This is a genomic window from Albidovulum marisflavi (genome assembly GCF_025751435.1).
In the GTDB taxonomy this organism is placed as follows: domain Bacteria; phylum Pseudomonadota; class Alphaproteobacteria; order Rhodobacterales; family Rhodobacteraceae; genus Albidovulum; species Albidovulum marisflavi.
Genome location: NZ_JAOWKY010000005.1, coordinates 147,614 through 173,576, shown reverse-complemented (window position 1 = coordinate 173,576; position 25,963 = coordinate 147,614). Strand labels below are relative to the sequence as shown.

Sequence of the window (25,963 nt, the reverse complement as noted above, 5' to 3'; positions counted from 1 at the left end):
TGATCCGGGCGGACGACGGAGCCGTATCAAGGTCAAAAAGGAGTGACCTGAATGTCGTTTGATGCCTTGCCCTTGGACCGCAAGCGTATCGCCGTGATCGGTGGCGGAATATCTGGCCTTGCCTCGGCCTATCTGCTGTCCCGGCGTTACCACGTCACCCTGTTCGAAGCCGAACCCCGGTTGGGCGGCCATGCCAGAACCATCATAGCCGGAAAGAACAACGACCAGCCGGTCGATACGGGCTTCATCGTCTTCAACTACGCGAACTATCCGAACCTGACGCGGATGTTCGCGGACCTTGACGTTCCCGTCGCAAAAAGCTGCATGAGTTTCGGCGCGACGATCGACAACGGCCGGGTCGAATATGGGCTTGCGGATTTCGCGGCGATCACCGCACAGAAGCGCAACGCGCTGCGACCGTCCTATCTGCGCATGCTTCGCGACATCCTGCACTTCAACGCCCGGGCCGAAGCCGCCGTTTCCGATGACGTCATGACCATCGGCGACCTCGTGGACCGGCTGCGCCTGGGGAACTGGTTCCGGAACTACTACCTGATGCCGATCTGCGGCGCGATCTGGTCCACCCCCACCGATCAGATCGGATACTTTCCGGCGCGCACGCTTGTCCAGTTCTTCCGCAATCACGCGCTGCTGAGCGCGAGTGGCCAGCACCAGTGGTGGACGGTGCAAGGCGGAAGCGCCGAATACGTCCGCAGGCTCGAGGCGCGACTGCGCACGGTCGGCTGCGACCTGCGGCTGGGCGCGCAGGTCAAGGGTGTCACGCGCGATGATCGCTCGGCACAGGTTCACGTCGCAGGCGCCGAGCCGGAAAGTTTCGACGAGGTGATCTTTGCCTGCCATTCCGATCAGGCGCTGCGGCTGATCACGCAGCCGACCGAGGGCGAAATCAACGTGCTTTCCCGCCTGCGTTATCAGGACAACCGTGTCGTCCTGCACTGCGATCCGGCCCAGATGCCGCGACGCAAAAGCTGCTGGTCCAGTTGGGTTTACAGGGGCGACACGCGCCAGAACCGCACGCAGATCGGTGTGACCTACTGGATGAACCGTCTGCAGAACATCCCCGAACGCGATCCGCTTTTCGTCTCGCTCAATCCGTCGGACGATATCCCCGATCACCTCGTCTACGACGAAAAGGTGTTTCGGCATCCCGTGTTCGACGCGGCGGCATTCGCCGCGCAAAGGGAACTTGGCGGGATCCAGGGGCGCAACCGGACCTGGTTCGCGGGTGCCTACACGCGCTACGGCTTTCACGAAGACGGGTTCCAAAGCGCCGTTCGCATTGCCGACGCTCTGAGCCTTCAGCCAGCATGACGCGTTGGCCCGAACATATCGCGGGACATACGACCCACGCCCGCAAGGGCCGCATCGCCAACGCGTTCCGCTATGGCGTCGACTATGTCCTGATGGACGCGGACTCGGCGTCCGGACCTTCGCTGTTTTCGCGCAACCGTTTCAACCTGTTCGCCGTTCACGACCGCGACCATGGCGGCAGCCGCGGCCGGGGGCGCGGCGCGGCCTGGGCGCGGGAGGTCCTTGCGGCACGCGGTTGCGCGCTGGATGCGCGCGACACGCTGTTGCTGCTGACGCAGCCGCGCTTTCTGGGCAAGGTGTTCAATCCCGTCAGCTTCTGGATGGTCGAGAGGGACGGAGACCTGATCGCGGTCATCGCCGAGGTCAACAACACCTTCGGAGACCGGCACTGCTACTTCTGCTCCAAGCCGGGATTTGCCGCCATCCGTCCGGACGACCGGATCGAGGCGGACAAGATCTTCCATGTCTCGCCGTTCCAGACCGTTTCGGGAAGTTACCGGTTCGGTTTCGTGCTGGGCCAGGACCGGCTGGCGATATCGATCGACTTTCGGGACGGGGATGAGGGTCTTCGTGCCACGCTTTCCGGTCCCCGTCGCCGGCTGGGCAACCGGTCCATCCTGGGCGTGATGCTTCGCCGCCCCCTTGGCTCGGTTCGCACGATCGCCCTGATCCACTGGCAGGCGCTCAGGCTCGTGCTGAAGCGGGCGCCCTATCATCCGCGCCCGACGCCGCCGGTCAAGGATGTGAGCGGATGACGACGCGGTGTTCAACCGGGCCAATTGGCCACGGGACGCTGCTGCAGGTCAGCGTTTTCGCGGCAATGTTGGCGTCCGCTGGCCTACCGCTCTACATCCACCTGCCCCGTTTCGCCGTCGGGGAACTGGGCATCTCGCTTTCGGCACTGGGCCTGGTCCTGATCGCCATGCGCGTGTTCGACTTTATTCAGGACCCGCTGATCGGGCGCATGATCGACCGTCTTCCGCGACAGCGGGGAGCCTTTGCCGCCGCGGCCTCGGGCGGGCTGGCCCTTGGCTTCGTGATGCTTTTCGCAACCGAGCCCTGGTTCGACCGGGTGCTTTGGCTGATCATCGCCCTTGCCATCCTGTTCACGGCCTTCAGCACTGCGACGATCCTTGTTTACGGACAAGGCGTGGCGCTGGCCGGGCCCGCACAGGGCAGTGCGCATTTCGGAATCGCCGGTTTCCGAGAGGCGGGGATCGTGTTCGGGGTCGTTCTGGCCGCCGTCACACCGGGCCTGCTGGGCATCGCATATGGCGAGGATATCGCTTATCGCCTGTTCGGGCTCGGGCTGGGCGTCTTCTGCCTGCTGGCCTGGGCCGCGACCCGAGGACTTTGGAAACACGAACGCAGCCCGGTTCAACCGCTGTCGCTGACATCCCTGCGGCAGGCAGGGTCGATTGGCCTGCTGCTGCTGGGGTTCCTGAACGCGCTGCCCGTGGCGCTGACCTCGACGCTGTTCCTGTTCTTCGTCGAGGACAGGCTGGAGGCCCCGGACCTGTCTGGCGCCTTTCTCGTCCTGTTCTTCGCCGCGGCCGGATTTTCCGCGCCGGCCTGGGCTGCTCTGGTTTCCAGGTTCGGCGCCCGGCCGGTCCTGTTGTCCGGCATGGGCCTTGCCGTCTTGGCCTTCGCGGGAACCGCCACTCTTGGGCCGGGCGAGTCCGGGGCCTTCGTCGTGATCTGCATCGCCTCGGGCGCGGCACTTGGCGCGGACATGGTCATCCTTCCAGCGCTGTTTTCGCGCTCGCTCTCGGATGCCGGCCTCCCCGCCGGTCAGGCATTCGGGCTCTGGGCGCTCGTCTCGAAACTCGCGCTTGCCGGAGCCGCGGCGATCGCTCTGCCACTGCTTGAGTTGCGCGGCTACCTGCCGGGCCAGACCAATGGTGGCTCCGCGCTGCAGGCCCTCACCTTCGCCTATGCCATCCTTCCCTGCCTCTTCAAGATCGGGGTCATCGGCTACGTCCTGATCGTCCCCTTGCCCGGAGACCAGACATGAAAACCCTTCTGATACTCTTGCTTATCTTCACGGCGCTGATCGCCACACAGCGGCTGTTCTTCAGCTTCTCGTCTCAGAAGATCGCCGACTATGCGGATACGGCCCCCAAGATGGACATCCGCAGGCACCTGTCGGGGCCTCTGGTGTCGGAAGGCGTGATCTACGGCCCGAACGGACGCGTCGTCACGCGCTTCGTCGCGGACATGACCGGCACCTGGGATGAGGACGGCGGGACGCTGCAGGAAAGCTTCCGCTATGCCGACGGCGGCGGGCAAGAGCGGCTTTGGCGGATTTCCTTTTCCGGGGACGGATCCTTCACCGGAGAGGCGGACGACATCGTGGGCGTGGCTCGGGGCGAACAGGCCGGAGCGGTCGCCCATCTGCGCTACAGCATCAGGCTTCCCGAATCTTCCGGTGGCCATGTCCTTGACGCCTCGGACTGGCTCTATCTCATGGAGAACGGGACGATCATGAACCGCTCCGAGATGCGCAAGTTCGGCGTGAAGGTGGCCGAACTTGTCGCCACCATCCGGCCCGCGCCATGACCGGATTTTCCGGAAAGACCTACTGGATCGTCGGGGCAAGCGAGGGGCTGGGCCGGGAGCTGGCCGCCGCGCTTTCACGGGCGGGCGCCAGTGTCGTCCTTTCGGCAAGGACCGCGTCGCGCCTTCGGTCGCTGGCGGACGATATCGCGGGGGCTGTGGTGATCCCCATGGACGTGACCGATCGCAATTCCGTGTCTAAGGCCGTGGAGGCGGCTGGTCCCGTCGACGGCGTGATCTACTGCGCAGGGCGGTATGAGCCGATGTCCACAAGGGAATGGGACGCGGACGAAGCCGAGGCGATCTGCGAGGTGAACTTCATGGGCGCGATGCGCCTTTTGGGCCGCATGGTCCCGAAGATGATCCAGCGTGACAGCGGGCATGTCGTCCTGATCGGTTCGTTGTCCGCCCATCGCGGCCTTCCCGGCGCCATCGGATATGGCGCGAGCAAGGCCGCGTTGATGAGCCTGGCCGAGACGATGCTGGCCGACACCCGCGGGACCGGCATCAAGGTGCAGATTGCCAATCCGGGCTTCATCCAAACGCGCCTGACGGACAAGAACGCCTTCCACATGCCATCGCTGATGACGCCGGAGGATGCGGCGGAGCAGATCGTGGCATTCATGGCGCGCGGCAAGTTCAGGACGGATTTCCCGGTCCCGTTTTCGCTCCTGTTTACCTTGGGCAAGCTTCTGCCCCTGTCGATTTTCCACAGGATATTCAGGCGGTAGGACCCGGCCTCACGCGCCGATCACGCGGCATCGCGCTTGTGCGGTCCTTCTTCGATCTCCTCGACGATCTTGCCGACGAACGCCCCCAGGTCGGCCGGAGAGCGGCTTGTGATGATCGCCTGGTCCACCACGACCTCGGCGTCTTTCCAGTTCGCGCCGGCATTCTTCATGTCGGTGGCGATGGATTCATAGGATGTCTCGTCGCGAACCTTCACCACATCGGCCTCGATCAGAAGCCAGGGGCCGTGGCAGATCGCGGCGATGGCCTTGCCTGCGTCATGGAAGTCGCGCACCAGCTGGACGGCTTCCGGCTTCGTGCGCAGGACGTCCGGGTTGATCTGCCCGCCAGGCAGGACCAGGGCGTCGAAAGCCGCCTCGCGCACATTGCCGATCGAGGCGTTGACCGAGACGGTCTGGCCCCAGTCGCCGTTCTTCCAGCCGCGGATGTCGTTGCCGTCGGGGCTGGCGATCCAGACCTCTGCGCCCCGCTTCTTGAGCTCGTCCACAGGCACTTCCAGTTCGGATTGCTCAAATCCATCCGTCGCGATGACAAGAACGCGGGCCTTGTCGATCTTGGGCATGACACTCTCCTGTCGTTTGCGCGCAGTGCGGCGCGGCATGGAAGATCAACAGGTGGAAGCGCCCGTTGTTCCCGCGCGTCACGATCGCTGCGCCCTGTCGCACCGCCTGACGAAGTGCTTGCTTGCGCGGCGATCCTAGTCCGCAAAGTCGCGCCCCTTTGAACGCGCCTGTTCACGGGCGCTTGGATTGACGGACTTACGAAACGGCATCTCGCAGACGACGGCGTTGGCCGGTTCCGCCTGCCCCTCGCCTTCGGAATAACGGCTTGGCAGTTCGATCATGAATTCGTTCCCGACATCGGACAGCCGCCAGGGCACGAACCCAAGGACGATGTTGGTGCGCAGTTCGGGTGACCACCACGCCGAGGTGACGTAGCCAACCCTTTCCATGTCGGGGGTGTTGATCAGCCAGAAGTCCGGGGCGTAGTCCGTGATCGGCTTGCCGCCGGCGCGCAGACCCACAAGCTTCAGCTGGAAGGGCGGGCGGCCATGCTCCAACTCCTCCCTCTGGCGCTCGAGCGCTTCCTTGCCGATGTAGTCCGCTTCCTTCTTGCGCGGCACCTGGTAGCTGAGATTCACTTGGAAGGGCGAGGTTTCGGAGTCCATGTCCTGCCCCCAGGACAGGATGCCGGCTGCGATCCGGCGGTGATGGGCCGGGGCGATCACCCGCAGGCCGTAACGCGCGCCACGACCGCGGATCGCGTACCAGACGGCCTCGGCGTGTTGCGAGGCGTTCCGGACATAGACCTCGTAGCCCTTTTCGCCGCTGAAACCGGTCTGGCTGATGACGACGTCAGAGCCCGCGATTTCCGCGTCCATCAGGCCGTAGTAGGGCAGTTCCAGGATTGCGTCGCCGAACAGATCGACCATCAAGGCCTCCGAAAGCGGCCCCTGCACCTGTAACGGCGCCACGTCGATCTCGGCGATGTCCACGTCGAAGCGCTTGCCCAGATTGACGCCCTGAAGCCAAAGCATCAGGTCCGAGTCCGAGATCGAAAACCAGAACTCGTCCTGCGAAAGCCGCAGCAGGACGGGGTCGTTCAGTATGCCGCCGCTTTCGTTGCACAGGATCACGTATTTCCCGTGCAGGACCTCGAGCGCGGTCGCGTCGCGGGTGATCACGTAGTTCACGAAGGCCTCCGCGTCGGTGCCACGAACCCGGATCTGCCGTTCGACGGCCACGTCCCAAAGCGTCACGCGTTCGACCAGCGCCTGGTATTCCGCCATGGCGCCGCCGTGTTCGGGTTTCACGAAACCGCGCGGGTGGTACATCCGGTTGTAGACCGTCGCCCGCCAGCACCCGGCCTCGATCGAGAGATGCCAGAACGGGGACTTTCGCACCCGCGTCGAGATCAGCATCTGGACCGGGGTCGGACCGGATTGACGAAGGTTTCTCGGAACATTGCGATCGGACTGATCGACGCTGGGGACATTCGGGTGTGACCGGAGCTTTTCCACGTTTCGCACTCCCTCGACGTCAGGCCGGATCCTGCGGGGGCGGGCTTTCCGGCGGCAGGTCCTCTGGCGTTTCATCGGGCGGAAGCGGTTCCGATGGCTCGTTCTCCGGCGGGATCTCCTCGGGCGGGTACGGCGGCGGCGCCTCCTGCGGCGGCCTGTCGCTTGGCGGCACATCGACCATGCTGACCATGGCGGCCGTGGCTGAATGATTGGTGATCATGGCATGTTCCTTTCCTGTCTCGGGCACCCAAGCCCTGATGTTGTTCGCCGCGGCGTTGGGGCTTTCGCCTGCCCCGCCGACCTGAGCCAAGCCCTGCCGCCGGCGCTCAGATCGCGCTTTCGCCGCGGCATTCACGGCGGACGAACTCGGTGATGTCGGTCGGGGTTATGTCCAGATCGCCCAGACCGGCACAGCTTCCCTGGGCGACATTGTCGGTTTTGACCAGCGCGATCTGGCTGCGGGTCAGCGGCGCCCCCGGCAGATATTCGGCCACGGCCGCGATGGCCTGCCAGACCGGAAACGGGACCGGAAGCAGCGGGCGCGAACGTTCGGCGGCCTGCAAGACTTCGGACACGAGTTGCCGGTAAGTCAGGACGCGGGGGCCTGCGAATTCGTAGACGCCCCCGGGGACGTCCCTGGGGACGCCGCCGGGGACGCCCCCGGGGGACTGGCTGTCCAGCAAGGTCGCGATGCCAAGGGCCACATCCTCGACATGGACCGGCTGGATCCGGGTCTGGCCGCGCCCGAACAGCGGAAAGACGGGAAAGTGCCGCGCCGTTCGAAGGATGGCGGAAATCAATGCATCGCCGGAACCGAACATCGCCGAAGGCCGGATCAGCGTGGCGTCGGAAAAGGCGGCGCAGACCGCACTTTCGCCATGGGCGCGGGCGCGGATGTAGCGATCGTCCGCATCTGGATCGACCCCTATTCCGGACATCTGGACGAAGTGGCGCGCGCCTGCCTCGCCTGCAAGCCTTGCAAGCCGGCCCGCGGCGTCGATATGCACGGCCTCGAAAGTCATGTCGCCCTGCTCGACGTAGAGGCTGGTGGCATTCACGGCTCCTGTCGCCCCCTCAAGCGCCACCCGCAGTGTTTCGGGCTCGAACAGGTCCGCGGTGGCGGCTTCGGCTTGCGGGTTCGCAAGCAGATCCTTCCGGCGCCTGGGGTGGCGGGCCGCGATGCGAACGCGATGGCCGGCATCAAGCAAATGCCGGACCACCCTGCGGCCCAGAAATCCGGTACCGCCGAACACCGTGACAAGACCGTCTTGCGGCATGGCGCTGCTCCTTCGGGCAAATCCGGTCGACCACCGGCTTTCAACCTCAACGTCCGCGGCACGAAAACGTTTCACCGTCACGAAAAACTTCGGCTTTACCGCGTGGCGACGCCAAGGCGATGCCGATCGCGGCGGCCTTTCACCTGACCCGCTCGGGGTTTTCGTGGCCGAAGCGATGACCCTCGCTCCAGGCATTGCGGTCGTTTCCGCGATTGGAATACCCGCCGTTGGCGCGAAGCAACCTTGCCAGATGCATCAGGTTCCAGGTCATGATCGTCGTGTTGCGTTGCGTGAACTCATTGTCAAAGCCCACGCCGCTACCGTCATCCCCTTCATCCCCATAGGACGGACCGGGGCCAGCCTCGCCGATCCAGCCGCAATCCGCCTGGGGCGGGATCGTGATGCCGAGGTGACTGAACGCGTAGAGCACGGTCATGGCGACATGCTTGATGCCGTCCTCGTTTCCCGTGACCACGCAACCGCCCACCTTGCCGTAGAAGATGGATTGCCCCTTGTCGTTGAGCTTGCCGGACATAGCGTACAGCCGTTCGATCAGGATGCGGCACACGCTGCTTTCCTCGCCAAGCCAGATCGGGGTGCCGATGACCAGGATGTCCGCGGCAAGGATCTTCCGCCAAAGTCCGGGCCAGTCGTCCCGGTCCCATCCGTGCTGGGTCATGTCCGGATAGATGCCGGGCGGAACATGGTGATCAAGCAGGTGCATCATATCGACCGTGATGCCGTTACGCCTCATCATCCGTGCGGAGACATCCAACAACAGTTGGGTATGGCTTTCCTTGGCGTTTTTCTTGAGGGATGTGTTCACGAAGACCGCCCTGATCCCGTCGAACTCCGACGGTTGACCCGAGGGCTGATATCGGTATCCTGTCGCGATTGCATGGCTCATTCCCCGAGTTCTGCGTGGTTCAGTAATGCGCGTCCTGCGCGGAATCCGTGACGGCCTCACCCGCCGTCTGGATGTCGCGCCCCGCGCCCTCTATGGTTTCGCAGGCGGACAGGAACAGGAAACCGAGCGTCCCCAGGACTACGAATGCGTTGCGGGTCATGCTGCCTCCATCTGATATCCAGAACGAGGGACAACGCATCGGGCTGGCCCCTTGTTCCCTGCGACCAGCGGTTTACGGCAATGCCTTGGCCGCATGGCAGGCTCGGCTTCTTCGCCCGCCGGCTGACCCGACGGTCAAGCTCAGGCCCGGCTTGATTTCCGGCTTTCGGCTCTGGGCTGGAAAAGTCCCGCCACGCTTACGCCTTTTGCCTCGCGTTCGTGGCGTCCCAGACCGGTTCGGCGCACAGCGTCAGCGCCCGGCGTTCCCCCAGGACGACGATTTCAAGCTCCTGGGCCTTTCCGGGTTCGACGTAGGCGAACGCAAGGCTCTTGCCGGTCACGTGGCCATACGCGCCCGAGGTGCAGACGCCGACAACGGCATCGCCCTGCATCACGGGCTCTCCGCCGTGGATGTCGCAGTCGGTTGCGGCGACCTCGCCGTAGACAAGCCTGGTAGCAATCCCCTTGCGACGCACGGCCTCGGTCGCCTCCCGGCCGCGGAATTCGCCCTTGCCGGGTGCGTAGAAGCGCTCGCAGTCGGCCTCGATAAGCGTGATCTCGTTGGTAAGTTCCGAACCGAAGCCGCGATAGCCCTTCTCCATCCGCAGGCTGTTCACGGCGTGGACGCCGAAATCGGCAATGCCATGCGCCGCGCCCGAGGACCAGATCGCATCGTAAAGCCGCGCAAGTTCAGCCATCGGCGCGTGCAGTTCCCAGCCCAGTTCGCCCACGTAGTTCACGCGCAGGGCGCGGACCGAAACGCCCGCGATGGAAATCTCCTGCCCCGAGAGCCAGCGGAAGGCCGCATTCGACAAATCAGCGTCGGTCAGCGGCGCGAGAACCTCGCGTGCCCTCGGACCGGCCAGGAGGATCATTCCAAGCTCATCCGTCTGGTTCACGATGGTTACATCATCGCCGGCTGCAAACTGCAGATGATCCAACGCCTGACGCTCTGATCCGGCGCCCGACAGAAGATAGAAATGATCGTCGGCCAGCCTAGTGATGGTCCATTCGCCCTCGATCCGCCCCCCTTCGGACAAGACATGCGTCAGGCAGATGCCGCCCGGCTTCTGCGGCAGCCTGTTGGCGGTCAGCCGGTCAAGCAGGGCTGGTGCGCCCGGGCCAAGAACATCGAACTTGGCGAAGCTCGACAGGTCCATGATGCCGCCCCGTTCGCGCACCGCGCGGCATTCGGCAGCGACCAGATCGAAGGTGTTGTTGCGGCGGTATTGCAGTTTTTCCACAAAGCCCTTGGGGGCAAAGTACTTGGGCCGTTCCCACCCATGAACCTCGGTGTAGACCGCGCCTTTTTCCTTGAGCCCGTGGTAGAGCGGCGTCACGCGGCGCTGTCGCCCTGCCGCGATCTCACGGCCCGGCAGCGGGCTTCTGCTCCGGCCGCAAAGCCAAGGCTGGGCGCAACCGCCATAGCGGCGGCCAGGAATATCTTGACGTTCTTTCTATGGCGCAACGTCTGCATTTTCTCTCCCCGCTGTTTTCCCGGTTTGCGCACTCTCGGTGCTGGTCGTTGTCATCGGAAGGATACGGCAATCCTCACAATAAGGGAGAGGATCTGAAGTCTCTGTATGTCGCTCAAAAAGCGACAGTTATATACAAACTACCTACTTTCGACAGCTCCGCCGTGGAAGTTGGGTGGGAAGTCAAAACGCCAGGATGTCGGCGGCGCCAGAGCGCATCCCCATCATGGATGTTCGGATCATCTAGGACTTCGACTTCAAGCGGGATCTGTCCGTCTCGGACTACTGAGCATCTTAAGTCTGGCTTCTCGACCATGGGACGCTTTGTCGGTTTGTATGCAGACGTCGAGCCATTCCTCAGCGCGGCGGCTTACGGCTCGCTATCCAGCGATCTGTAGTTCGCCTTCTGAGCGATTGCGCACTGTCCACCGGACCATATTCATCGCTTTCGAACAAGCTCCCGCCTGATCACAGGATGTCCATCTTGCGTGCCTTCGCGGCCGCTTCCCCACGTGTAGATACATCGAGCTTTGCCAGGATCGCCGAGACATGGTGATCCACCGTCTTTGGTGACACGAACAGGCGAATGCCGATTTCGGCGTTCGACAAACCCTCATTCAGGGCGCGCAGAACGTCCAGCTGGCGGTTCGTAAGCCCAAGGGGGTTCTCTCGGGTCGAGGATCGCGGCATCGCCGGAACGTCCGCCATCCCTTCGCTGCGCATCGCCGCACGAACGCGGTCCGCAGTGGCCGTTGCTCCAAGCCGCGTCAGTATGGCGATCGCCTTTCGCCGGGCGGCTTCATCCCCCTGAGCTAGAACCATGGCTTCGTCGAATGGAGCGCCGAGCGCCGACCAGGCTTCCGCAGCGCCGGCCCAGTCCCCCTCAAGCTCGCGCTTGTAGGGCAGCCCAAGCTCCGGCGTTAATACTATCTTCGCTCCCGGATCCAGACGCTTGAGCCAAATTGCGGATTCCGGGGCCAGCGCCACATTTTCCGCGCGTTGAACGACCCGGCGTAGCGCATCGACCGCGTCGTCGCGGTCAGCGCGTTCATGCCAGGCAAGTTCACCCAATATGGAGGCATGCACGTTGAGCCGCTGCATTTCATCGGCACCGACCATGAATGCAGAAAGGAAGCGTGTCACTGCTTCCGGTATCGGATTGCCTCTACGGGTCGCGAGCCAAGCGATCGCGCATGCTCCTGTAAAGCTCCGACCTGACGTGAAGAACTGGATTTCCTCATCGAGCGGAGCATCGCTTGCGAAACCTGCTTCCTCAAGGCTCTCTGCCTCGCTCCAGCGGCCCTGTCGCAACAGGATCCACGCTAACGCACCCGAAAGGTAAAGCTTGTAGCCGTCGAGTTCGTGGTTGTTGCTGTAGTCTATGCCCTTTTGCGCCAACGCTTCTGCGTCGGGAAAGTTCAGAAGGTCGATTTCATAGAATGCAGCATTTGTATAGCCGCGCGCGACGTTGTCAGTGTCGTTCAGGCGCATGGCGATCGCGATGCTTTCGCGCAGCATCTGCCGACCGGCTTCAGGGTCAGCCAGGGCAAGCGACTGCCCCAGATTGTTCAGGGCGTGAGATTCTATATCAGGGCGTTCAAATTCGCGGGCCAGGGCTATCGCCTCTCGGGCAGGCTCACCGACCCGAGAAAAGACCTTGTCCAACATGAAGAGCTGCGACTGCGTCGACAGGGCCATCGCCAGTTCCGGACCGCGGTGATTGGCCAGTGCGCGAACCGCCCTGTCCGCGAATTCTCTTGATTGTGGAATCTTGGTCGACAGCCAGTGATAGCGCGACAGCTTGCGGTAACTGTCGCCTTCCTTGAGGGCGTCGCCTGTCTTCCGATAGATTTCGAGCGCGGAAGACTGAAGAGATATCGAGCGGTTGTTCGTCCCGACCAGGTAGTTTGCCCAGGCAGCCTGCTCCAGAAACTCCGCCAGTTCAGGATCGCTCATCGGTTGCGGATACTTTAGGGCCAGGTCGAAAAAGGCGCAGGCTTCTCGCACCGCACCCATTTCCAGTGCCTCTCTTGCTGCCTGGGGCGCGAGAAGTCGCAGCGTATTCTCGTCGCCCACCTGACGCGCGTGGTGCAGACGCCGCGTTGAGAAACCTGCACCTTCAGCTTCCATAAGTGCGAGGCATTTTTCATGCAGCTTGCGCCGCACCGAAGGCACAAGCGATGACTCGACCGCCAAACGAGCAATTTCATGGCGAAAGGCCAGAAAGTCGCCTTGGGGTTCCAGGATGCCGCTCAACAGGCACTCCTCGATTGCGTCCTCGCCCCCGGCACCGACAATCGAGATCAAGAAGCGCGCTTCGGCCCGCCGGGGCAAGACCGAGGCAGCTTCCGCAACGTTGCGCGCCCCGCGGCCCAGTGCCTCAAGCCTAGCTAGGACGGCGTCCTCGACGCTGGCCGGGACTTGGGACAGCCCGCTCTTAACCAGTTCACTCACATAGAAGGCATTTCCGTTCGTAACTTTGAACAATGCGTTGGCGTCCAGCCCGGTGCCTTCAGCGAGCTTTGCAACAGCATCCCTAGACAGCGGTTTCAGGTCGATACGGTTCACACGATCCGGGCGGACACCGGACAACATCTGTCTGATGTTCGTCCTGCCGCGCGGATCGTCGCTACGCGCGGTGACCACGAGCATCAGGCGGCGCCCATCCAGACGGCGCGCCACGAATTTCAGGAAATCGATCGTGGCGATGTCGGCCCAGTGCAGGTCCTCGACGATAACCAGCGTCGGAACAGTCAGAGCCGAGATGGATGCCAGCGCTTCGGTGAATGCCGCCAGCCTACCGCCAGTTCCGCCCAAGTCTGCATTGAGCTGCCAGCCTGCCTCGCGCGCCAGGTCCCAAAGAGGGCCGAGTGGTTCAGCGATGGAAAGATCCTCGCAAGCGCCGCGCAGCACCCTGGCGTCTTCGGGCAAGGATCCGACAAAGCTGTGCAATAACGTAGACTTCCCAATTCCGGCCTCACCTTGGACAACGATGCATGAGCCGTGCCCGTCAAGGGCGGCTTGGAAACGCTCTTTGAGTGACCTTAGCGCCTCGGCACGCTCGTGAAGCTGCATGACGAACCCCGATCTCCCTAGGGAAACGATATCGGTTTTCGCAATTCGTTGCTGAAAAAATGGGGAGCTTCAGCGCGAAAAATGGGGACTCCCTCCGACGCGGACGTTCCAGGCCCCTGTCACATTGACGGACAGAGACACGCAACCAACTCGAGATGAAAGGCAAGAACGATGTTCCGCTTTGTCAGGACCACCCCGGCGCAATCAGTTGATCGCGAACCGACGAGCAGACGGGCCGCCAGCGAGGGCAGGTCCTATCACAACGTTGGTGACCGTCGCCACGAAGGCGCGCTCTCGATGAGCCAACTCCACCACCCCGTCTTTCGGCCGTTCTGCTGACATCAGCAAATCGATCGGTCGCAAGGAGAAAACGACAATGATGACCTCGATCACCTTCCCGTTCCGTAGCGGCCAGAAACGACAAACGAAACAGCGCAAAGCCCTACGTTACTTTGCGGGTTATCTCTCGGACTATCTTCTGCGCGATATTGGCCTTCTGCGCTGATCGCCAACCGTCATGCGTCAGCACCTTCGATCCGCTGACCGAGACGGTGATCACATCAGCCAGCTTTCGCGCTCATCTATGAACGCGGCTATCGCGTCGACGTGGCGCTGGTCCACAGCTGAGTCAGCACGCAACTCAGTGATGGCGCTGCGCGCTTTCTCGATCGTCATCCACTCGGTCTCCCGGATGTCGGGAGCCGACCATCGTTCCCGCAAGAAGGCCACGAACTGCGCGCATAGGACTAGCGAGCACTGATGTTGATTGGACCAAACGAGGCGGCCAATCGACCGAGCTGAGAAGAAAAGCTACAATGCGCGCCTGAGTCGCGGCGACTTATAGAGATCATAGGTTCACGGGCAGGGATTCGCGATGGCTAGATCGCTGCGGTTTCTTCTTCCTTACGTGGTCGGAGGATGGTCCGCGTTGGCCCCATCCGCCCTGCCCGCCCAGAACACCGGCGATAGCGCGACACCCACCGTTACCGTGGTGCCGACGGAAATTCGAGAGGTCATTGCGGAGGTTCCTATTACCGGAACTCTCGTCCCACGGGAGGAAATCCTGGTCACGCCGCAGTTGACAGGAGTGCAAATCCGCAAGGTCAATGTGGACGTTGGCGACTGGGTTAACGCTGGTGATGTTCTCGTCCTCCTGCGCAGCGACCTGTTCGAAGCTCAACTCTCGCAGGCCGAGGCACAGGTCGCCAGTGCCGAGTCGGCGATCCGGCAGGCGCGCAACCAGATCACATCGACTGAAGCCAGCCAGACGCAGGCGGAGTCCGAACTGGAGCGGATGGTCACGCTTATGGAGGGCGGCAACGTCAGCCAAGCGACCTACGACGCCGCCTTGGCACAAGCGGCGGCGGCGCGCGCGGCTGCCGCTTCGGCACGGGACGGGCTGACTATCGCCGAGGCGCAGCGTGCCCAAGCGTTCTCGCAGCGCGACATCGCGCGCCTGAACCTATCCTGGACGCAGATCGTGGCACCGGTTGGCGGGATCATCGGGACCCGCAATGCCGACGTCGGCGCCTTGACAGCTGTCGGGCAGGCACCGCTCATGACGATCATCGGCGGCGGCGTGATCGAACTCTCGGCAGAAGTGATCGAGACCTCGCTTGGCGAGCTTGAGCCTGGGCAGGGTGGCAGCGTGCAGGTGTCCGGCGCGGACGGAGACCTGATCGGGCTTGTTCGCATCGTCGCGCCGACAGTCGACCCGGTAAAGCGGCTCGGAGAAGTCCGGATCACTGTGGAGGGCGATGCCGCGCTGCGCTCGGGCGTATTTGCCAGCGGCAGCATCGTCACCGATCGGCACGAAGCGACGACCGTGCCAGTGACGGCCGTCCTGACCGACAACGCGGGGCCCTACGTCCAAGTGGTCCGAGACGGCACGGTGGAACGGCGGGAAGTGGTTCCGGGCCTGATCTGGAGATCCTATCGAGAGATCATGACGGGGCTTGCGCCAGGCGAAACCGTCATCGCCCGCGCCGGCGCCTTCTTCCGCGACGGTGATCATGTGCGGCCGGTGGAGGCCGCGACGGGAGCGGGACCGTGAGTTTCTCGACTTGGGCCATCAAGAACCCAGTGCCCTCGATCGCGCTGTTCCTTGTTCTTTGCGTCGTCGGGGCCTGGAGCTTCATTGCCCTGCCCGTGACGCGCTTTCCAAACATCGACGTCCCGATCATCACCGTAACCGCAAGCCAGCCCGGGGCATCGCCTGCGGAGCTGGTAACGCAGGTGACCAAGCCGATCGAGGACGCGGTCGCCGGCATCTCCGGCGTCGATCACGTGCTCTCCACGACGGGCGACGGGGCGGTCACGATCACGATCCAGTTCCTGCTCAAGACGGATACGAATGTGGCGCTGAATGATGTCAAGGACGCCGTGACGGGTGTCCGAGACGAACTGCCCGGCGGCCTGACCGAGCCGATCGTCCGCATTGTCGATGTGACGGGCGAAGCGATCATGACCTACGCTGTCGCCGACCGCACCCAGACGATCGAAGAACTCTCGACTTTCGTGGACGAGGTGATTGCCCGCGAACTGCAAAGCTTGCCGGGCGTAGGCGGCATATCGCGGATCGGTGGCGCGGACCGGGCAATCCTCGTCGATCTCGAACCTGACCGGCTCCTGTCGCTGGGCATAACCGCGAGCGAGGTCTCATCTCAGCTACGCGCCACCAGCATAGATCTTGGCGGCGGCAGCGGTGATCTCGGCGGCCAGGAGTTCTCGATCCGCACGCTGGCCAGTGCAGGGACACTCGAAGAGCTGGCAGCTACGCCGTTGGCGATATCGGGGCAGCGCACGATCCGGCTCGACCAGCTTGGCTCGATTGTCGACGGCGCCGACGATCCGGAGAACTTCGCCACCTTCAACGGTCAGCCGGTCGTGGCTTTCGGCGTTTATCGCGCCCGGGGTGCCAGCGACACTGGCGTGGCCGAACTTGTCCGGGAAAGGCTCGCAACGCTCTCCGCTGACTACCCGAACCTTGCGGTCACCCTCATCGACGACACCACGGTCTACACGCAGGGCAACTTCGAAAGCGCGATGGAGACGCTCTATGAAGGCGCTGCGCTCGCGGTCCTGGTGGTGTTTCTGTTCCTGCGGAACTGGCGGGCGACGGTGGTCACCGCCCTTGCCTTGCCGCTCTCCATCATCCCCACATTCATGGCGATGCACATGCTGGGTTTCTCCCTCAACATCGTCAGCCTCCTCGGTATTACTCTGGTTACCGGCATCCTCGTCGATGACGCGATCGTGGAGATCGAAAACATCGAACGTCACATCGCGATGGGACGGCGCGCCTATGAGGCCTCCATCGAGGCCGCCGACGAAATCGGCCTGACGGTCATCGCCATCAGCCTGACGATCATCGCCGTCTTCGCGCCGGTCAGTTTCATGGGCGGGATCGCGGGGCAGTATTTTGCGCAGTTCGGCCTGACAGTCGCCTTTGCGGTCTTTTTCTCGCTAATTGTGGCGCGCCTTCTGACCCCGATGTTCTCAGCCTATTTCCTGAAGGACGACGCCGTGGAAATGGAAAAGGCCGACGGCTGGCTGATGCGCCGATACCTTGCCGTTCTGCGCTGGACCGTCAGGCACCGCGCCGCGACGCTGCTGCTTGGCCTCGTGGTGTTCGCCGGCTCGATCTTCTCGGCCACGCTCCTTCCTACAGAATTCCTTCCACTCGAGGATCAGGGCCGTTCGGTCATTACGGTTGAACTGCCGCCGGGAAGCACCCTCGACAACACACGCGATGTGGCACGATCTCTGACCGAGGCCATTACCCAGGATCCCGCCGTCAAGAGCGTATTCGTCTGGGGAGGGAACAAGGCGGTCACGGACGCTCTGGTTGTCGTTGACTACGGCCCACGCGAGGAACGCGACATCGCCGCCTGGCAGATCGAACGGCGGCTTGAGCCGCGTCTGCGCGCAGTTCCGGATATCCGAGCCAATTTCACCTCGGACGGTCAGCGCGACATCACCTTGGCGGTCCTGGGCGACACCCAGGACCAGGCCGCGACTGCCGCGCGGGCGATCGCGAACGAGATGAACGGGCTTGGTATGGTGCGCAACATCTCGGACAGTTCCGCTCTCACCCGCCCCGAGATCCGATTGATCCCAAAACCGCAAATCGCCGCCGATCTCGGTGTTACCGCAGGCAGCATCGCTAGCACGATCCGGGTGGCCACGATCGGCGACAACGAGGCGGATCTGGCCAAGTTCTCGGTCGGCGATCTGCGCATTCCGGTCATAGTCCGCATCGCAGCCGAAAGCCGCAACGATCTTTCCCGCCTGCAGACGATCCGAGTTCCGAGGGCCACAGGGGCGCCGATCCCTCTTTTCGTCCTCGCCGATGTCGAGATCGGCAACGGCCCGGCGGTGATCGACCGCTACGACCGGCTGAACCGTGCGACCATCGAGGCCGATCTTGCCGACGGCGCGGTCCTGGGGCCGACGTTGGCCGCGGTCGAGGCGCTGCCCACGCCCAGCAACATGCCGGAGGGCACCGAGATCCAACGCTCGGGCGACGCCGAGGTCATGGGCGACGTGTTCACGAGCTTCGGACTCGCGATGGCGGCGGGGATCATGATGGTCTACGTGGTTCTGGTTCTCCTGTTCTCCAGCTTCGTGATCCCAGTCGCGATCCTTCTGTCGCTGCCTCTGTCGGTCGGCGGTGCCATCGGAGCATTGGTGATCGCCGGCAAGGCCATCAGCCTGCCAGTCGTCATTGGGTTCCTGATGCTCATGGGCATCGTGACCAAGAACGCGATCATGCTCATCGAATTTGCCATCCAGAGCGAGCGCAGCGGCATGAGCCTGAAGGACGCGGTGATCGACGCCGGCCACAAGCGCGCCCGGCCGATCATCATGACCACGATCGCCATGACAGCGGGAATGGTGCCGAGTGCGCTGGGGCTCGGGGCGGGTGGAGAATTCCGCTCACCGATGGCCACGGCAGTGATCGGCGGGTTGTTGGTATCCACCCTGCTGTCGCTACTCTTCGTGCCATCACTCTTTGGCGTCATCGAGGGGCTTCGAAACCGGCTCGGCTTCGGTCGGAGGTTGACGCGGTAACCAAAGGTTCGCGACGAAGGGAGTCTGATCTGGTTATTTCAAGAGACGCGCGGGACGGCAGCGGAGGTTGACGCGCTCGATCTCGTTGAAGTCATCGTCCGTCTTGATCGCCGTGAACTGAAGCGGCTGATCGAAGGCCGGCGAGGTGCCGGTGGTCTCCAGATCGTAGAACACGAAGGTCACGGTCCTGCATACCCTGAGCGGCAAGCACGGACAACGGGGCTCTCCGCTCATTCGCCGCAGCTCGCGCTGGTCATCTCAAATGCGCCCTCTGGAGCAGGTTTCAGCCTCCGGTCCGAGCTGCTGTCCTATGCGCCTAGGACAAGCCGAAGATGGTGCGGAGCGGATCCATGAGGAAGCAAGATGGCGGTCTAGGTGCCGAGTGCAGCAAAGCCACGCGGTAGCTTGCGTCCTCTCTCCGAATTGCTGTCCTCGGAAATAGTCCGAGCCGAAGAGCGCTCTACTGAAGAGACCAACCAGGGTTGAACCAGCTGCATGTCTAGGCGCGTCAGGTGAGCAACAGGTGCGGTGAGCAGCGTTTGGAAAAAGCCGAAAAAGCGCGATTCTCACCCTGAAAACGTAAAGGTCTGTCAACTTAGCGTAAAGGTAACTCGCCGAATGGGCCGGTTTCGGGCATCAAAACGGGAGCTTTTACCCCCGTAGCTTGACATTGCTTTACATCGAAAACCCAACAAACCTTGACGTTTTCGCCTCGGGCGCGAGGTGTTCGTCGAAAATGTAAAGGTAGCGTGAGCAATAACGCTGACAAAACGGCGTTGATGTAAAGCTGCGCGAGCCGGAAAGCGCACACTAGCATTGACGTGAACGCATGGATCTGAACGGGCGCGAACGGCTCCAAGCTGCCCGAAGGCTGACATGTCAATCGGTTTGCCGGGTCGAGATGTGCAGGCGCTCGTGAAACCGGCCAGGCCAGCGATGTTCCGAGCCGATCATCAAGGGCTCCTCCATCCATCGCGCGAGCCACCTCATTATGCTTTCGGTGATGTCGAACCGAACGGACCGCTTAGTCTTGTTTTGGATAATCCGGGCGCCCTCGTTGACTCGCACTGACGCATTAGCATCTACGACCTCCAGTTTCGCGAGGTCGCAGCCTCGGAGTTTGCTGTCGATGGCAAGGTTGAAATGGGCGAGGTCGCCGTGGTTCCCGAAGATCTCCTGGCGCACCCGATGGGCCCAGACGTGTTTGGGCAGGAGCGGTTGCTTCTGGCCTGCGACACGGCCCCTGACTAGACCGGGACGGCGCGCGCAAATGGCGGGTGGGTTGGCGATGGTCATGACTGGACCTGCCAGCCCCTACGACTTACCACAAGACTAAAACTAGTTTGGTCTAGTCAAGACACGGCCATCCGGCATTACGGCGAGGGAGCGCCTCGAACCCGCAGGTCTTAGCGCATGCAGGGGATGCGTTGCCTCGCCAAAGAAGGCCGCGGACCGCCTGCAACTGTCTAGGCCTTCTTTCCGAAGAGGGGCGGCCACCAGGCGACCGCTTTCGCCTCTTCAGCACTGATGCCCATATCGCGCAACCGCTCCGGCGGCATTTCGGCCAGTATCCGGGCCTGGCGATAGGCAACGTCGGCGGCGATGAACCACAGTAGGAGACGAGAGAGCCGGTGCGATGCACGCGGAGGCGACTCATGACGTTTCTTCAGGGCGGTATCCATGGTCTTTGTTCCTTGGCTGATGGTTGCGATTCGATCTTCGCCGGGCCGCGTGTGCGCTCGCGCTTGATCGTCCGCCCTCAAGGAGGAAGACTTTCAAACGGCCCGTCACACGGCCTGCCGATAGGCTGGAGCGGATGGACCGGCCATCAGCGAGGTGAACCGATGCGGATCAGATTGCTCGGAAGGCCTGTCATCCTGTCCGCGGAGGGCAAGGCGCTTCCCGTTCGTGGACACCAGGCTTGGTGCGTTCTTGCCCGGCTTCTGACCGAAGGCCGACCAGTCGCCCGGCGCCGCATTGCCGCCGAACTTTTCGGCGAGGCCGAAGATCCGCTTGGTGCGCTTCGCTGGTGCCTTGCCGAACTCCGTCGGTCTCTGGGCCCAGCGGCACACGATCCTTAACACCAGCTTGCCGATCAAAGTAGACGTTCCCAAATGGGTTCGCCATCGTGACCCCCAGCTCACTGGCACCAAAGTTCACGACAGATCGAACAGTGCCGAATACTCGCGTTATACTGCTGCCAGACAGACCACGCTCGATGAGGGAATCCCGAAAGCGGTTTGCATCAGCCTTCGTGTAGGCCTGAAGATCCTTGTCACCGCAAATATCAATGACGTAGCCGCAGGAACGCTCAGCGGCTCTTTTGAAAGTCGCGGGGCGTCCCTTGCCCTTCAGCCTCAGATAGATCCCAACTGCCTCGGAGAGATTCACGGTTTCGTTCAACGTCTTCGACGGCGGGTGTGATTGGTTTCTAGCGGCAATCCGCAGCCTATGCTTCCCTGGCAGGGCCGTGTCCTTGATCCTCAAGTGGTACCAGTACTCGTCCAGCTGATCTGCTGCTCGGCGTGCTCGTGACGCAGCCACCATCGCAGACCGAGTTCTCAACGAGTAGGCGATTTTCTGCGTGTCGTAGTGATGCTGGACGTCCCGAGGGATTCTGCGCTCAAAGTAAAAGACGCCATCCTTAAGGAACGAAAAAGGGATCGATTTGTCATACGCCATGTCCTACGCCCGCGCGGTTTCAGCAATAAACCGAGGCGTATCAATGGGATGGCGGTGGAGGTGGTGCCCAGAGCCGGAATCGAACCAGCGACACGCGGATTTTCAATCCGCTGCTCTACCAACTGAGCTATCTGGGCACCGGGGGCGTCGCCGCCCGGGTGGCGCGTTCTTAGGCGAGTGCGCGGTGGCTGTCCAGAGGGAAATGGCGGAAATTCCGCGTCAGTGGATCGGTTCGTCGCCAGATGTTCCGGGTGCCGGGGAGTCCTCGTCGTCAGCCGACCCCGGAATGACGTAGCCGCCGGTCAGCCAGCGGCCCAGATCGATGTCCGCGCAGCGCTTGGAACAGAAGGGGCTATACTTCGGGTCGGTGTCCTTGCGGCAGATCGGGCAGGTCAAGGGGCGATCCCCCCGAGAAGTTCGGCAACAGGCAGGCGATCACGCTTGCGCTGGATTTCGTACATTCCCAAGGGAGTCCAGCCGGCAAGGCTGGTTTCCGCCGCTTCCAACTTGAAGGCCGCGCGCAGCTGCTGTTCAACCGCCGCGCGATCCCGCTTCGGCATGGGCGCAAAATCGACCACCACCTGACCGCCAAGGCCGCGCAGCCGCAGCTGACGCGGAAGATCACGCGCGGCGGCGATATTGGCCTTGAGCCCGGCGGCGGGGCTGGTGTCGGCGCCGGTGTTGACGTCCACGGCGACAAGCGCGCGCGTCGGCTCGACCACCATGGTCCAGCCGCCGTGCAGCTTCACCTCGGGCGACAGCAGTTGATCGATCATGTCGTCGATGCCATGCCGCGCAAAGGCGTCCGGCCCTTCGGCCACGTCATCAGGTGCGGGTTCAGCCCAGTCGCGCCAGGCTTCCTCGTGCGGGAGTGGCGCGTCGACCAGAAGTTCGGGCGCGCCCGTGTCATCGCCCATGACCCGTTCGGCAAGATCCCGAAGCGTGGCGATGTCCTCGGCGACCGTATCGTCTTCCTCGAATTCCGCCGCGGAGCGCAGGATCAGGCCATAGTCCGATCCGACCATGCCCGCTTCGGCCAGGGCCTGAAGGTGGGCGCGCGCATCCTCGTCGCGGATGCGGCGGGAAATGTTCAAGCCGGGCGCCTCTGGCGTCACGATCGCCAGACGCCCCTTGAACAAGAGCCGCGTCGTCAGCGGCAACGCCTTGCCCCGCTCGGCGTGGCCCGAAACCTGCACCAGAATGGGCTGACCCGGCGTCAGACCCCGGGTTTCGCGCAGGAAGCCCTTGCGCCCCTGTGGCAGCTTGACGAAGACGCCCCCTTGCCCCTTCACGAACCGGTCGAGCGTGCCGCGCAGGATCGCGCCGGGTGCCGGCGCCGCGTCGTCCGCGGGTGCGATCAGCACATCCTCAAGCCGTCCATCGACGACAAGGGCAGCAGCTTCGCGGCCACGGTATTCGCCCAAAGCGACCAGACGACCCTTCATGCGTTGCCTCCGAATACCTTTATGCCGGCCGCTTGAAGAAGCGATGCCGTTTCGGCCACGGGCAGGCCAACGACGCCGGTGAACGACCCCTGTATCCAGGGGATGAGCGCGCCGAAGTGACCCTGGATCCCGTAAGCCCCGGCCTTGCCCTCCCATTCGCCCGTGCCAAGGTAGCCATTCACCTCGATATCCGAAAGCGGCTTGACCTTGACGATCGTCTCGACCGCCCGTTCCCAAAGACGTTCGCCCTGACGGACGGCGACTGCGGTGATGACGCGGTGGCGGCGGCCCGAAAGCGCCCAGAGAAACGCCGCAGCCTCGCCCGCGTCCGCGGGCTTGCCGAGGATCCGGCGGCCAAGCGCCACCGTGGTGTCGGCGCACAGCACGACCTCACCCTCCCCGCAAGGAACGGCAAGCGCCTTTTCTCGTGCCATGCGGGCGCAATAGGGGCGCGGAAGTTCGCCCTTGATAGGGTCTTCGTCAATGTCGGGTGCGCGGATGTCGTCGGGCACAAGCCCGATCTGCGCCAGAAGCTCTTTCCGGCGCGGGCTGGCCGATCCCAGGATCAGCCGCACGTTACTTGAAACGGTAGTTTATGCGGCCCTTCGTCAGATCGTAGGGCGTCATTTCCACCTGAACCCGGTCGCCGGCCAGAACACGGATGCGGTTCTTCCGCATCTTCCCCGCCGTATGCGCAATGATCTCATGGCCGTTTTCCAGCTCGACCCTGAACGTCGCATTCGGCAGGAGTTCCTTCACGACACCAGGAAATTCGAGCATTTCTTCCTTGGCCATGGTCACTCCATTATCAGTCCGCCCGCCAAAGTCTGCGGGCGCGCCTTAAATGCGCCCGCAAACGGGATTTTTCAAGCGCATTGTCAAGGGGTATTCACGAATATGACATTCCCGGACGGGCCCGTCTGCTCGGGCCAGTGCTTCAGGTTAAGAACACCGCCGTCAGCGCGGACCTCGCGAATCGCCTCAAGCGAGACTTCGGCGATGACCCAGCCCGGCTCGCCCATACCACCCTCGGCCAGAATGCCCTCGGGCGGGAACCCGCGGTCCGGCGGACCGTAGATGGCCGCGCGACCGGTGTTTTCCTCCATTCCCGCGCACCAGGGCGCATTGCCCACGACCGGAGAATGGACGGCGACCATCTGGTTTTCCAAGGCGCGCGCCATTGCACCGACACGGACACGGGTAAATCCGGCAAGCGTTTCGGTCGCAGAAGGCACCAGCAGAATCTCGGCCCCGGCCTCTGCCAGGCTGCGCGCAAGCAGCGGGAATTCGCTGTCATAGCAGATCGACACGCCCACTGGGCCCTTCGGTGTCGCGAACAGTTTGATGTCAGTTCCCGGCGCGATGTCCCAGTCGTCGCGTTCCCAACGGGTCATCATGGCCTTGTCCTGATGCCCCAGAACGCCATCTGGGCCGTAGAACGTCGCCCGGTTCACCGGGCGGCCGGGGTGGATCGCGGGATCAAAGACTGGCCCGGACGCGCCAAGGATGTGGACGCCATGTTCCGCGGCCAGACGGGAATGAAGCGCGTCGACATTTGCCTTGTGGCGCGACACCTCGTGCAGGCAGCCTTCCTGATCGGCCGCGACCGCGCGACCGCCCAGGCTTGCCAACTCCATGGCACCGTATTCGGGAAAGACAAGGATTTCGGCCCCCTGCCCGGCCGCCCGCTCAACCCAGCGGGTGATCTTGGCCTCGTAGGCGGACCAGTCATCGAACCAATCAAGCGGATAGGCGGCGGCGGCGATCTTCATGTCCTGTCCTCTCTCTGCCGCCCCGAAAGCGCGACGGTCCCGGGCGCGGCTGTGGCGAAACGGGCCCGACGGCCCCTGCGGATCAAAGCGCCCGCATCCAGAACTGCAGCTCCTTCACGGTTTCGGTGGGCTGCCCCCGGTCCTTCCAGCTGTATTCCGCCACAAGGCCGGGCTGCGGCTCGTATCCGCGTTTGCGCCAGAAGACATCCAGCGGCTGGTAGTCCGCAGGACGTGCGGGGTGGTCCGCGGGCCGGATGACCGAACAGAACGCCGCATACCTGCGCCCCAGGCGGCGCGCCTGCGCCTCGCGCGCATCGAAGAAGGCATGCCCCAGGCCCCTGCCCCGGTATTCCGGCAGCAGAACCGATTCCGCGCAATAGAAGATGTGCTCAAGATCCATGCCGCGCGCGGCGAACGGGGCGCCGAAGTCGTCCGAGTGCTCGTCCATCGGCGCACCGGTCGACGCGCCGATCAGCTTTGCGCCGTCGAACGCACCGACCAGAACCGCGCCGCCGCTTCCGCAGTAGCGCGAAAGATAGCGGCGCTCATAGTCCATGTCGCCGTCGTAAAGATAGGGCCAGTGCCGGAACACATCGATCCTGAGCCGGGCGACATCATCCAACGCGGCTTCGAAGGCCTCTCCGGTCAGCGTCAGGACTTCGATTGTCATTGGCTGACCTGCCGGATCCAGTCCTGCAGGTTGTAATACGTGGTGACGCGCGTGATCTTGCCGTCCTTCAGCGTGAAGAACCCGCCCGCCGGCAGAACGTATTTCTGCCCTTTCGCCTCGGGCAGGCCCGGATCGGTCTTCAGATAGGTGCCGTTAACGACGAACTCGGCCGCGCCCCGCGTGCCTTCGTCATTGGCGAAGACCACCAAGTCGGTCAGCAATTCTTTGTAGGTTTCGCTCATGTGACGGCAGAACTCGGCGAAGGCCTCCTTGCCAAGCCGCGTGGCCCCTTCGTTCACATGGTGGGCAAAGTCGTCGTGCAGCGTCGCGATCATCCCGTCGGTATCGCCGCGGTTGAAGGCGTCGTAGTAGGCTTGAATGGTGTCGCGGCTCATCGGCGGAATCCTCGGCGGTTTTTTCAGGGCTTGCCCGTGGCTAGCCCGCAAACTCAATTCAACGCAAGACCACGCAAGACGAAAATCAGCGCGTTTGCGACAGCATCCCATCCTCGGTTGCGGCGCGTCGTGACTTGCGCATCGGCGCGCGCGCCGCATTGGGGCGTTTCCGTCAGAGCCCCATTCGTCCCGGCCTCTTACGCCGGCCTGGACTCACGGGGCGCAGCAGGTCGCGCGCCGCGCCGGATCGCCCAAATTCCGGTCATCCGCCCAAGACACTGCAACCTTGCGCCTTCTGCCGTGCTTGGCGTCCTTGCGTTCCCACTGCCACCAAGGTGTCAGCAAGTAATGCCGGGATCAGGCTGCCACCCCCCT

The 25,963-nt window shown here is 63.1% G+C and carries 27 protein-coding genes, 1 tRNA gene and 1 pseudogene; 7 read left to right on the top strand and 22 right to left on the bottom strand.

Annotation, left to right across the window (positions count from 1 at the left end):
- The first annotated feature begins 51 nt into the window (after nt 1-51).
- Genes OEW28_RS16715 through OEW28_RS16695 form a run of 5 tightly spaced genes read left to right on the top strand, consistent with a single transcriptional unit; the run spans nt 52 to nt 4,619 of the window.
- The gene (locus OEW28_RS16715; protein ID WP_263735938.1) at nt 52-1,332 is read left to right on the top strand and encodes an NAD(P)/FAD-dependent oxidoreductase; all 1,281 of its coding nucleotides are present in this window, start codon (nt 52-54) and stop codon (nt 1,330-1,332) included.
- A complete protein-coding gene (locus tag OEW28_RS16710; RefSeq protein WP_263735937.1) occupies nt 1,329-2,087 on the top strand; it encodes a DUF1365 domain-containing protein in 759 nt (252 codons plus the stop codon). The genes OEW28_RS16715 and OEW28_RS16710 overlap by 4 nt, the downstream gene beginning before the upstream one ends.
- Nucleotides 2,084-3,346 carry an MFS transporter gene (locus OEW28_RS16705; RefSeq protein WP_263735936.1) on the top strand — a complete coding sequence of 421 codons (1,263 nt, stop codon included), beginning with the start codon at nt 2,084-2,086 and terminating at the stop codon, nt 3,344-3,346. The genes OEW28_RS16710 and OEW28_RS16705 overlap by 4 nt, the downstream gene beginning before the upstream one ends.
- On the top strand, nt 3,343-3,891 hold the full coding sequence (locus OEW28_RS16700; RefSeq protein ID WP_263735935.1) for a DUF3833 domain-containing protein: 549 nt from the start codon (nt 3,343-3,345) through the stop codon (nt 3,889-3,891). The genes OEW28_RS16705 and OEW28_RS16700 overlap by 4 nt, the downstream gene beginning before the upstream one ends.
- Entirely contained in the window at nt 3,888-4,619 is a 732-nt protein-coding gene (locus OEW28_RS16695) for an SDR family NAD(P)-dependent oxidoreductase (RefSeq protein WP_263735934.1), read from the top strand. The genes OEW28_RS16700 and OEW28_RS16695 overlap by 4 nt, the downstream gene beginning before the upstream one ends.
- Before the next feature lie 20 nt (nt 4,620-4,639).
- Here the strand turns inward: OEW28_RS16695 and OEW28_RS16690 are convergent, their stop codons facing one another.
- From OEW28_RS16690 to OEW28_RS16650, 9 genes are all read right to left on the bottom strand, one after another.
- Complete coding sequence (locus OEW28_RS16690) at nt 4,640-5,200, bottom strand: type 1 glutamine amidotransferase domain-containing protein (RefSeq protein WP_263735933.1); 561 nt, start codon at nt 5,198-5,200, stop codon at nt 4,640-4,642.
- A 135-nt stretch (nt 5,201-5,335) separates the two neighbouring features.
- Nucleotides 5,336-6,658 (bottom strand): glycine cleavage T C-terminal barrel domain-containing protein, encoded by a 1,323-nt coding sequence (locus OEW28_RS16685; protein WP_263735932.1) that lies wholly within the window; start codon nt 6,656-6,658, stop codon nt 5,336-5,338.
- 19 nt (nt 6,659-6,677) lie between these two features.
- A complete protein-coding gene (locus OEW28_RS16680; RefSeq protein WP_263735931.1) occupies nt 6,678-6,878 on the bottom strand; it encodes a hypothetical protein in 201 nt (66 codons plus the stop codon).
- A gap of 106 nt (nt 6,879-6,984) precedes the next feature.
- The gene (locus tag OEW28_RS16675; RefSeq protein ID WP_263735930.1) at nt 6,985-7,935 is read right to left on the bottom strand and encodes a complex I NDUFA9 subunit family protein; all 951 of its coding nucleotides are present in this window, start codon (nt 7,933-7,935) and stop codon (nt 6,985-6,987) included.
- 139 nt (nt 7,936-8,074) lie between these two features.
- Complete coding sequence (locus OEW28_RS16670; protein WP_318527571.1) at nt 8,075-8,842, bottom strand: flavodoxin family protein; 768 nt, start codon at nt 8,840-8,842, stop codon at nt 8,075-8,077.
- A gap of 19 nt (nt 8,843-8,861) precedes the next feature.
- Nucleotides 8,862-9,002 (bottom strand): entericidin A/B family lipoprotein, encoded by a 141-nt coding sequence (locus tag OEW28_RS16665; RefSeq protein ID WP_263735929.1) that lies wholly within the window; start codon nt 9,000-9,002, stop codon nt 8,862-8,864.
- A 196-nt stretch (nt 9,003-9,198) separates the two neighbouring features.
- Nucleotides 9,199-10,341, bottom strand: a complete 1,143-nt coding sequence (locus OEW28_RS16660; RefSeq protein ID WP_263735928.1) for an aminomethyltransferase family protein — start codon at nt 10,339-10,341, stop codon at nt 9,199-9,201.
- Between the two features lie 603 nt (nt 10,342-10,944).
- Nucleotides 10,945-13,551, bottom strand: a complete 2,607-nt coding sequence (locus OEW28_RS16655) for an ATP-binding protein (protein ID WP_263735927.1) — start codon at nt 13,549-13,551, stop codon at nt 10,945-10,947.
- 204 nt (nt 13,552-13,755) lie between these two features.
- Nucleotides 13,756-13,944, bottom strand: a complete 189-nt coding sequence (locus tag OEW28_RS16650; RefSeq protein ID WP_263735926.1) for a hypothetical protein — start codon at nt 13,942-13,944, stop codon at nt 13,756-13,758.
- A 481-nt stretch (nt 13,945-14,425) separates the two neighbouring features.
- Here OEW28_RS16650 and OEW28_RS16645 point away from each other — a divergent pair, with 481 nt between their 5' ends.
- Nucleotides 14,426-15,604: an efflux RND transporter periplasmic adaptor subunit gene (locus OEW28_RS16645; RefSeq protein WP_263735925.1), complete on the top strand. Its 1,179-nt coding sequence runs from the start codon at nt 14,426-14,428 to the stop codon at nt 15,602-15,604.
- Entirely contained in the window at nt 15,601-18,624 is a 3,024-nt protein-coding gene (locus tag OEW28_RS16640) for an efflux RND transporter permease subunit (RefSeq protein WP_263735924.1), read from the top strand. The genes OEW28_RS16645 and OEW28_RS16640 overlap by 4 nt, the downstream gene beginning before the upstream one ends.
- 33 nt (nt 18,625-18,657) lie before the next feature.
- Here the strand turns inward: OEW28_RS16640 and OEW28_RS16635 are convergent, their stop codons facing one another.
- From OEW28_RS16635 to OEW28_RS16580, 13 genes and pseudogenes are all read right to left on the bottom strand, one after another.
- Nucleotides 18,658-18,798: an exonuclease domain-containing protein gene (locus OEW28_RS16635; RefSeq protein WP_412174813.1), complete on the bottom strand. Its 141-nt coding sequence runs from the start codon at nt 18,796-18,798 to the stop codon at nt 18,658-18,660.
- 705 nt (nt 18,799-19,503) lie between these two features.
- The gene (locus OEW28_RS16630; protein ID WP_263735923.1) at nt 19,504-19,920 is read right to left on the bottom strand and encodes a site-specific integrase; all 417 of its coding nucleotides are present in this window, start codon (nt 19,918-19,920) and stop codon (nt 19,504-19,506) included.
- A 170-nt stretch (nt 19,921-20,090) separates the two neighbouring features.
- Nucleotides 20,091-20,306: a DUF1127 domain-containing protein gene (locus OEW28_RS16625; RefSeq protein ID WP_263735922.1), complete on the bottom strand. Its 216-nt coding sequence runs from the start codon at nt 20,304-20,306 to the stop codon at nt 20,091-20,093.
- Between the two features lie 105 nt (nt 20,307-20,411).
- Nucleotides 20,412-20,723: a hypothetical protein gene (locus tag OEW28_RS16620; RefSeq protein ID WP_263735921.1), complete on the bottom strand. Its 312-nt coding sequence runs from the start codon at nt 20,721-20,723 to the stop codon at nt 20,412-20,414.
- A 394-nt stretch (nt 20,724-21,117) separates the two neighbouring features.
- Nucleotides 21,118-21,306: pseudogene (locus OEW28_RS18885) on the bottom strand (DUF6538 domain-containing protein); the annotation flags it as partial.
- Between the two features lie 61 nt (nt 21,307-21,367).
- A tRNA-Phe gene (locus OEW28_RS16615) sits at nt 21,368-21,443 on the bottom strand.
- Between the two features lie 82 nt (nt 21,444-21,525).
- Nucleotides 21,526-21,702: a DNA gyrase inhibitor YacG gene (locus tag OEW28_RS16610; RefSeq protein ID WP_263735920.1), complete on the bottom strand. Its 177-nt coding sequence runs from the start codon at nt 21,700-21,702 to the stop codon at nt 21,526-21,528.
- Entirely contained in the window at nt 21,699-22,751 is a 1,053-nt protein-coding gene (locus OEW28_RS16605) for a ribonuclease E/G (RefSeq protein WP_263735919.1), read from the bottom strand. Before OEW28_RS16605 ends, OEW28_RS16610 begins: the two co-directional genes overlap by 4 nt.
- Complete coding sequence (locus OEW28_RS16600) at nt 22,748-23,326, bottom strand: Maf family protein (RefSeq protein ID WP_263735918.1); 579 nt, start codon at nt 23,324-23,326, stop codon at nt 22,748-22,750. The genes OEW28_RS16605 and OEW28_RS16600 overlap by 4 nt, the downstream gene beginning before the upstream one ends.
- Nucleotide 23,327: 1 nt before the next feature.
- Nucleotides 23,328-23,546, bottom strand: a complete 219-nt coding sequence (infA, locus tag OEW28_RS16595) for a translation initiation factor IF-1 (protein ID WP_037209844.1) — start codon at nt 23,544-23,546, stop codon at nt 23,328-23,330.
- Between the two features lie 83 nt (nt 23,547-23,629).
- The gene (locus OEW28_RS16590; protein WP_263735917.1) at nt 23,630-24,523 is read right to left on the bottom strand and encodes a carbon-nitrogen hydrolase family protein; all 894 of its coding nucleotides are present in this window, start codon (nt 24,521-24,523) and stop codon (nt 23,630-23,632) included.
- An 82-nt stretch (nt 24,524-24,605) separates the two neighbouring features.
- Complete coding sequence (locus OEW28_RS16585) at nt 24,606-25,193, bottom strand: GNAT family N-acetyltransferase (RefSeq protein WP_263735916.1); 588 nt, start codon at nt 25,191-25,193, stop codon at nt 24,606-24,608.
- Nucleotides 25,190-25,588 (bottom strand): ketosteroid isomerase-related protein, encoded by a 399-nt coding sequence (locus tag OEW28_RS16580; protein ID WP_263735915.1) that lies wholly within the window; start codon nt 25,586-25,588, stop codon nt 25,190-25,192. The genes OEW28_RS16585 and OEW28_RS16580 overlap by 4 nt, the downstream gene beginning before the upstream one ends.
- Nucleotides 25,589-25,963 lie beyond the last annotated feature (375 nt).

What these genes read in the sequence shown, in the direction of transcription:
- OEW28_RS16715 (WP_263735938.1), top strand. Translation starts at nt 52, where the DNA reads ATGTCGTTTGATGCCTTGCCCTTGGACCGCAAGCGTATCGCCGTGATC.
- OEW28_RS16710 (WP_263735937.1), top strand. Translation starts at nt 1,329, where the DNA reads ATGACGCGTTGGCCCGAACATATCGCGGGACATACGACCCACGCCCGC.
- OEW28_RS16705 (WP_263735936.1), top strand. Translation starts at nt 2,084, where the DNA reads ATGACGACGCGGTGTTCAACCGGGCCAATTGGCCACGGGACGCTGCTG.
- OEW28_RS16700 (WP_263735935.1), top strand. Translation starts at nt 3,343, where the DNA reads ATGAAAACCCTTCTGATACTCTTGCTTATCTTCACGGCGCTGATCGCC.
- OEW28_RS16695 (WP_263735934.1), top strand. Translation starts at nt 3,888, where the DNA reads ATGACCGGATTTTCCGGAAAGACCTACTGGATCGTCGGGGCAAGCGAG.
- OEW28_RS16690 (WP_263735933.1), bottom strand. Translation starts at nt 5,200, where the DNA reads ATGCCCAAGATCGACAAGGCCCGCGTTCTTGTCATCGCGACGGATGGA.
- OEW28_RS16680 (WP_263735931.1), bottom strand. Translation starts at nt 6,878, where the DNA reads ATGATCACCAATCATTCAGCCACGGCCGCCATGGTCAGCATGGTCGAT.
- OEW28_RS16675 (WP_263735930.1), bottom strand. Translation starts at nt 7,935, where the DNA reads ATGCCGCAAGACGGTCTTGTCACGGTGTTCGGCGGTACCGGATTTCTG.
- OEW28_RS16670 (WP_318527571.1), bottom strand. Translation starts at nt 8,842, where the DNA reads ATGAGCCATGCAATCGCGACAGGATACCGATATCAGCCCTCGGGTCAA.
- OEW28_RS16665 (WP_263735929.1), bottom strand. Translation starts at nt 9,002, where the DNA reads ATGACCCGCAACGCATTCGTAGTCCTGGGGACGCTCGGTTTCCTGTTC.
- OEW28_RS16655 (WP_263735927.1), bottom strand. Translation starts at nt 13,551, where the DNA reads ATGCAGCTTCACGAGCGTGCCGAGGCGCTAAGGTCACTCAAAGAGCGT.
- OEW28_RS16645 (WP_263735925.1), top strand. Translation starts at nt 14,426, where the DNA reads ATGGCTAGATCGCTGCGGTTTCTTCTTCCTTACGTGGTCGGAGGATGG.
- OEW28_RS16630 (WP_263735923.1), bottom strand. Translation starts at nt 19,920, where the DNA reads ATGACCATCGCCAACCCACCCGCCATTTGCGCGCGCCGTCCCGGTCTA.
- OEW28_RS16625 (WP_263735922.1), bottom strand. Translation starts at nt 20,306, where the DNA reads ATGGATACCGCCCTGAAGAAACGTCATGAGTCGCCTCCGCGTGCATCG.
- OEW28_RS16605 (WP_263735919.1), bottom strand. Translation starts at nt 22,751, where the DNA reads ATGAAGGGTCGTCTGGTCGCTTTGGGCGAATACCGTGGCCGCGAAGCT.
- infA (WP_037209844.1), bottom strand. Translation starts at nt 23,546, where the DNA reads ATGGCCAAGGAAGAAATGCTCGAATTTCCTGGTGTCGTGAAGGAACTC.
- OEW28_RS16590 (WP_263735917.1), bottom strand. Translation starts at nt 24,523, where the DNA reads ATGAAGATCGCCGCCGCCGCCTATCCGCTTGATTGGTTCGATGACTGG.
- OEW28_RS16585 (WP_263735916.1), bottom strand. Translation starts at nt 25,193, where the DNA reads ATGACAATCGAAGTCCTGACGCTGACCGGAGAGGCCTTCGAAGCCGCG.
- OEW28_RS16580 (WP_263735915.1), bottom strand. Translation starts at nt 25,588, where the DNA reads ATGAGCCGCGACACCATTCAAGCCTACTACGACGCCTTCAACCGCGGC.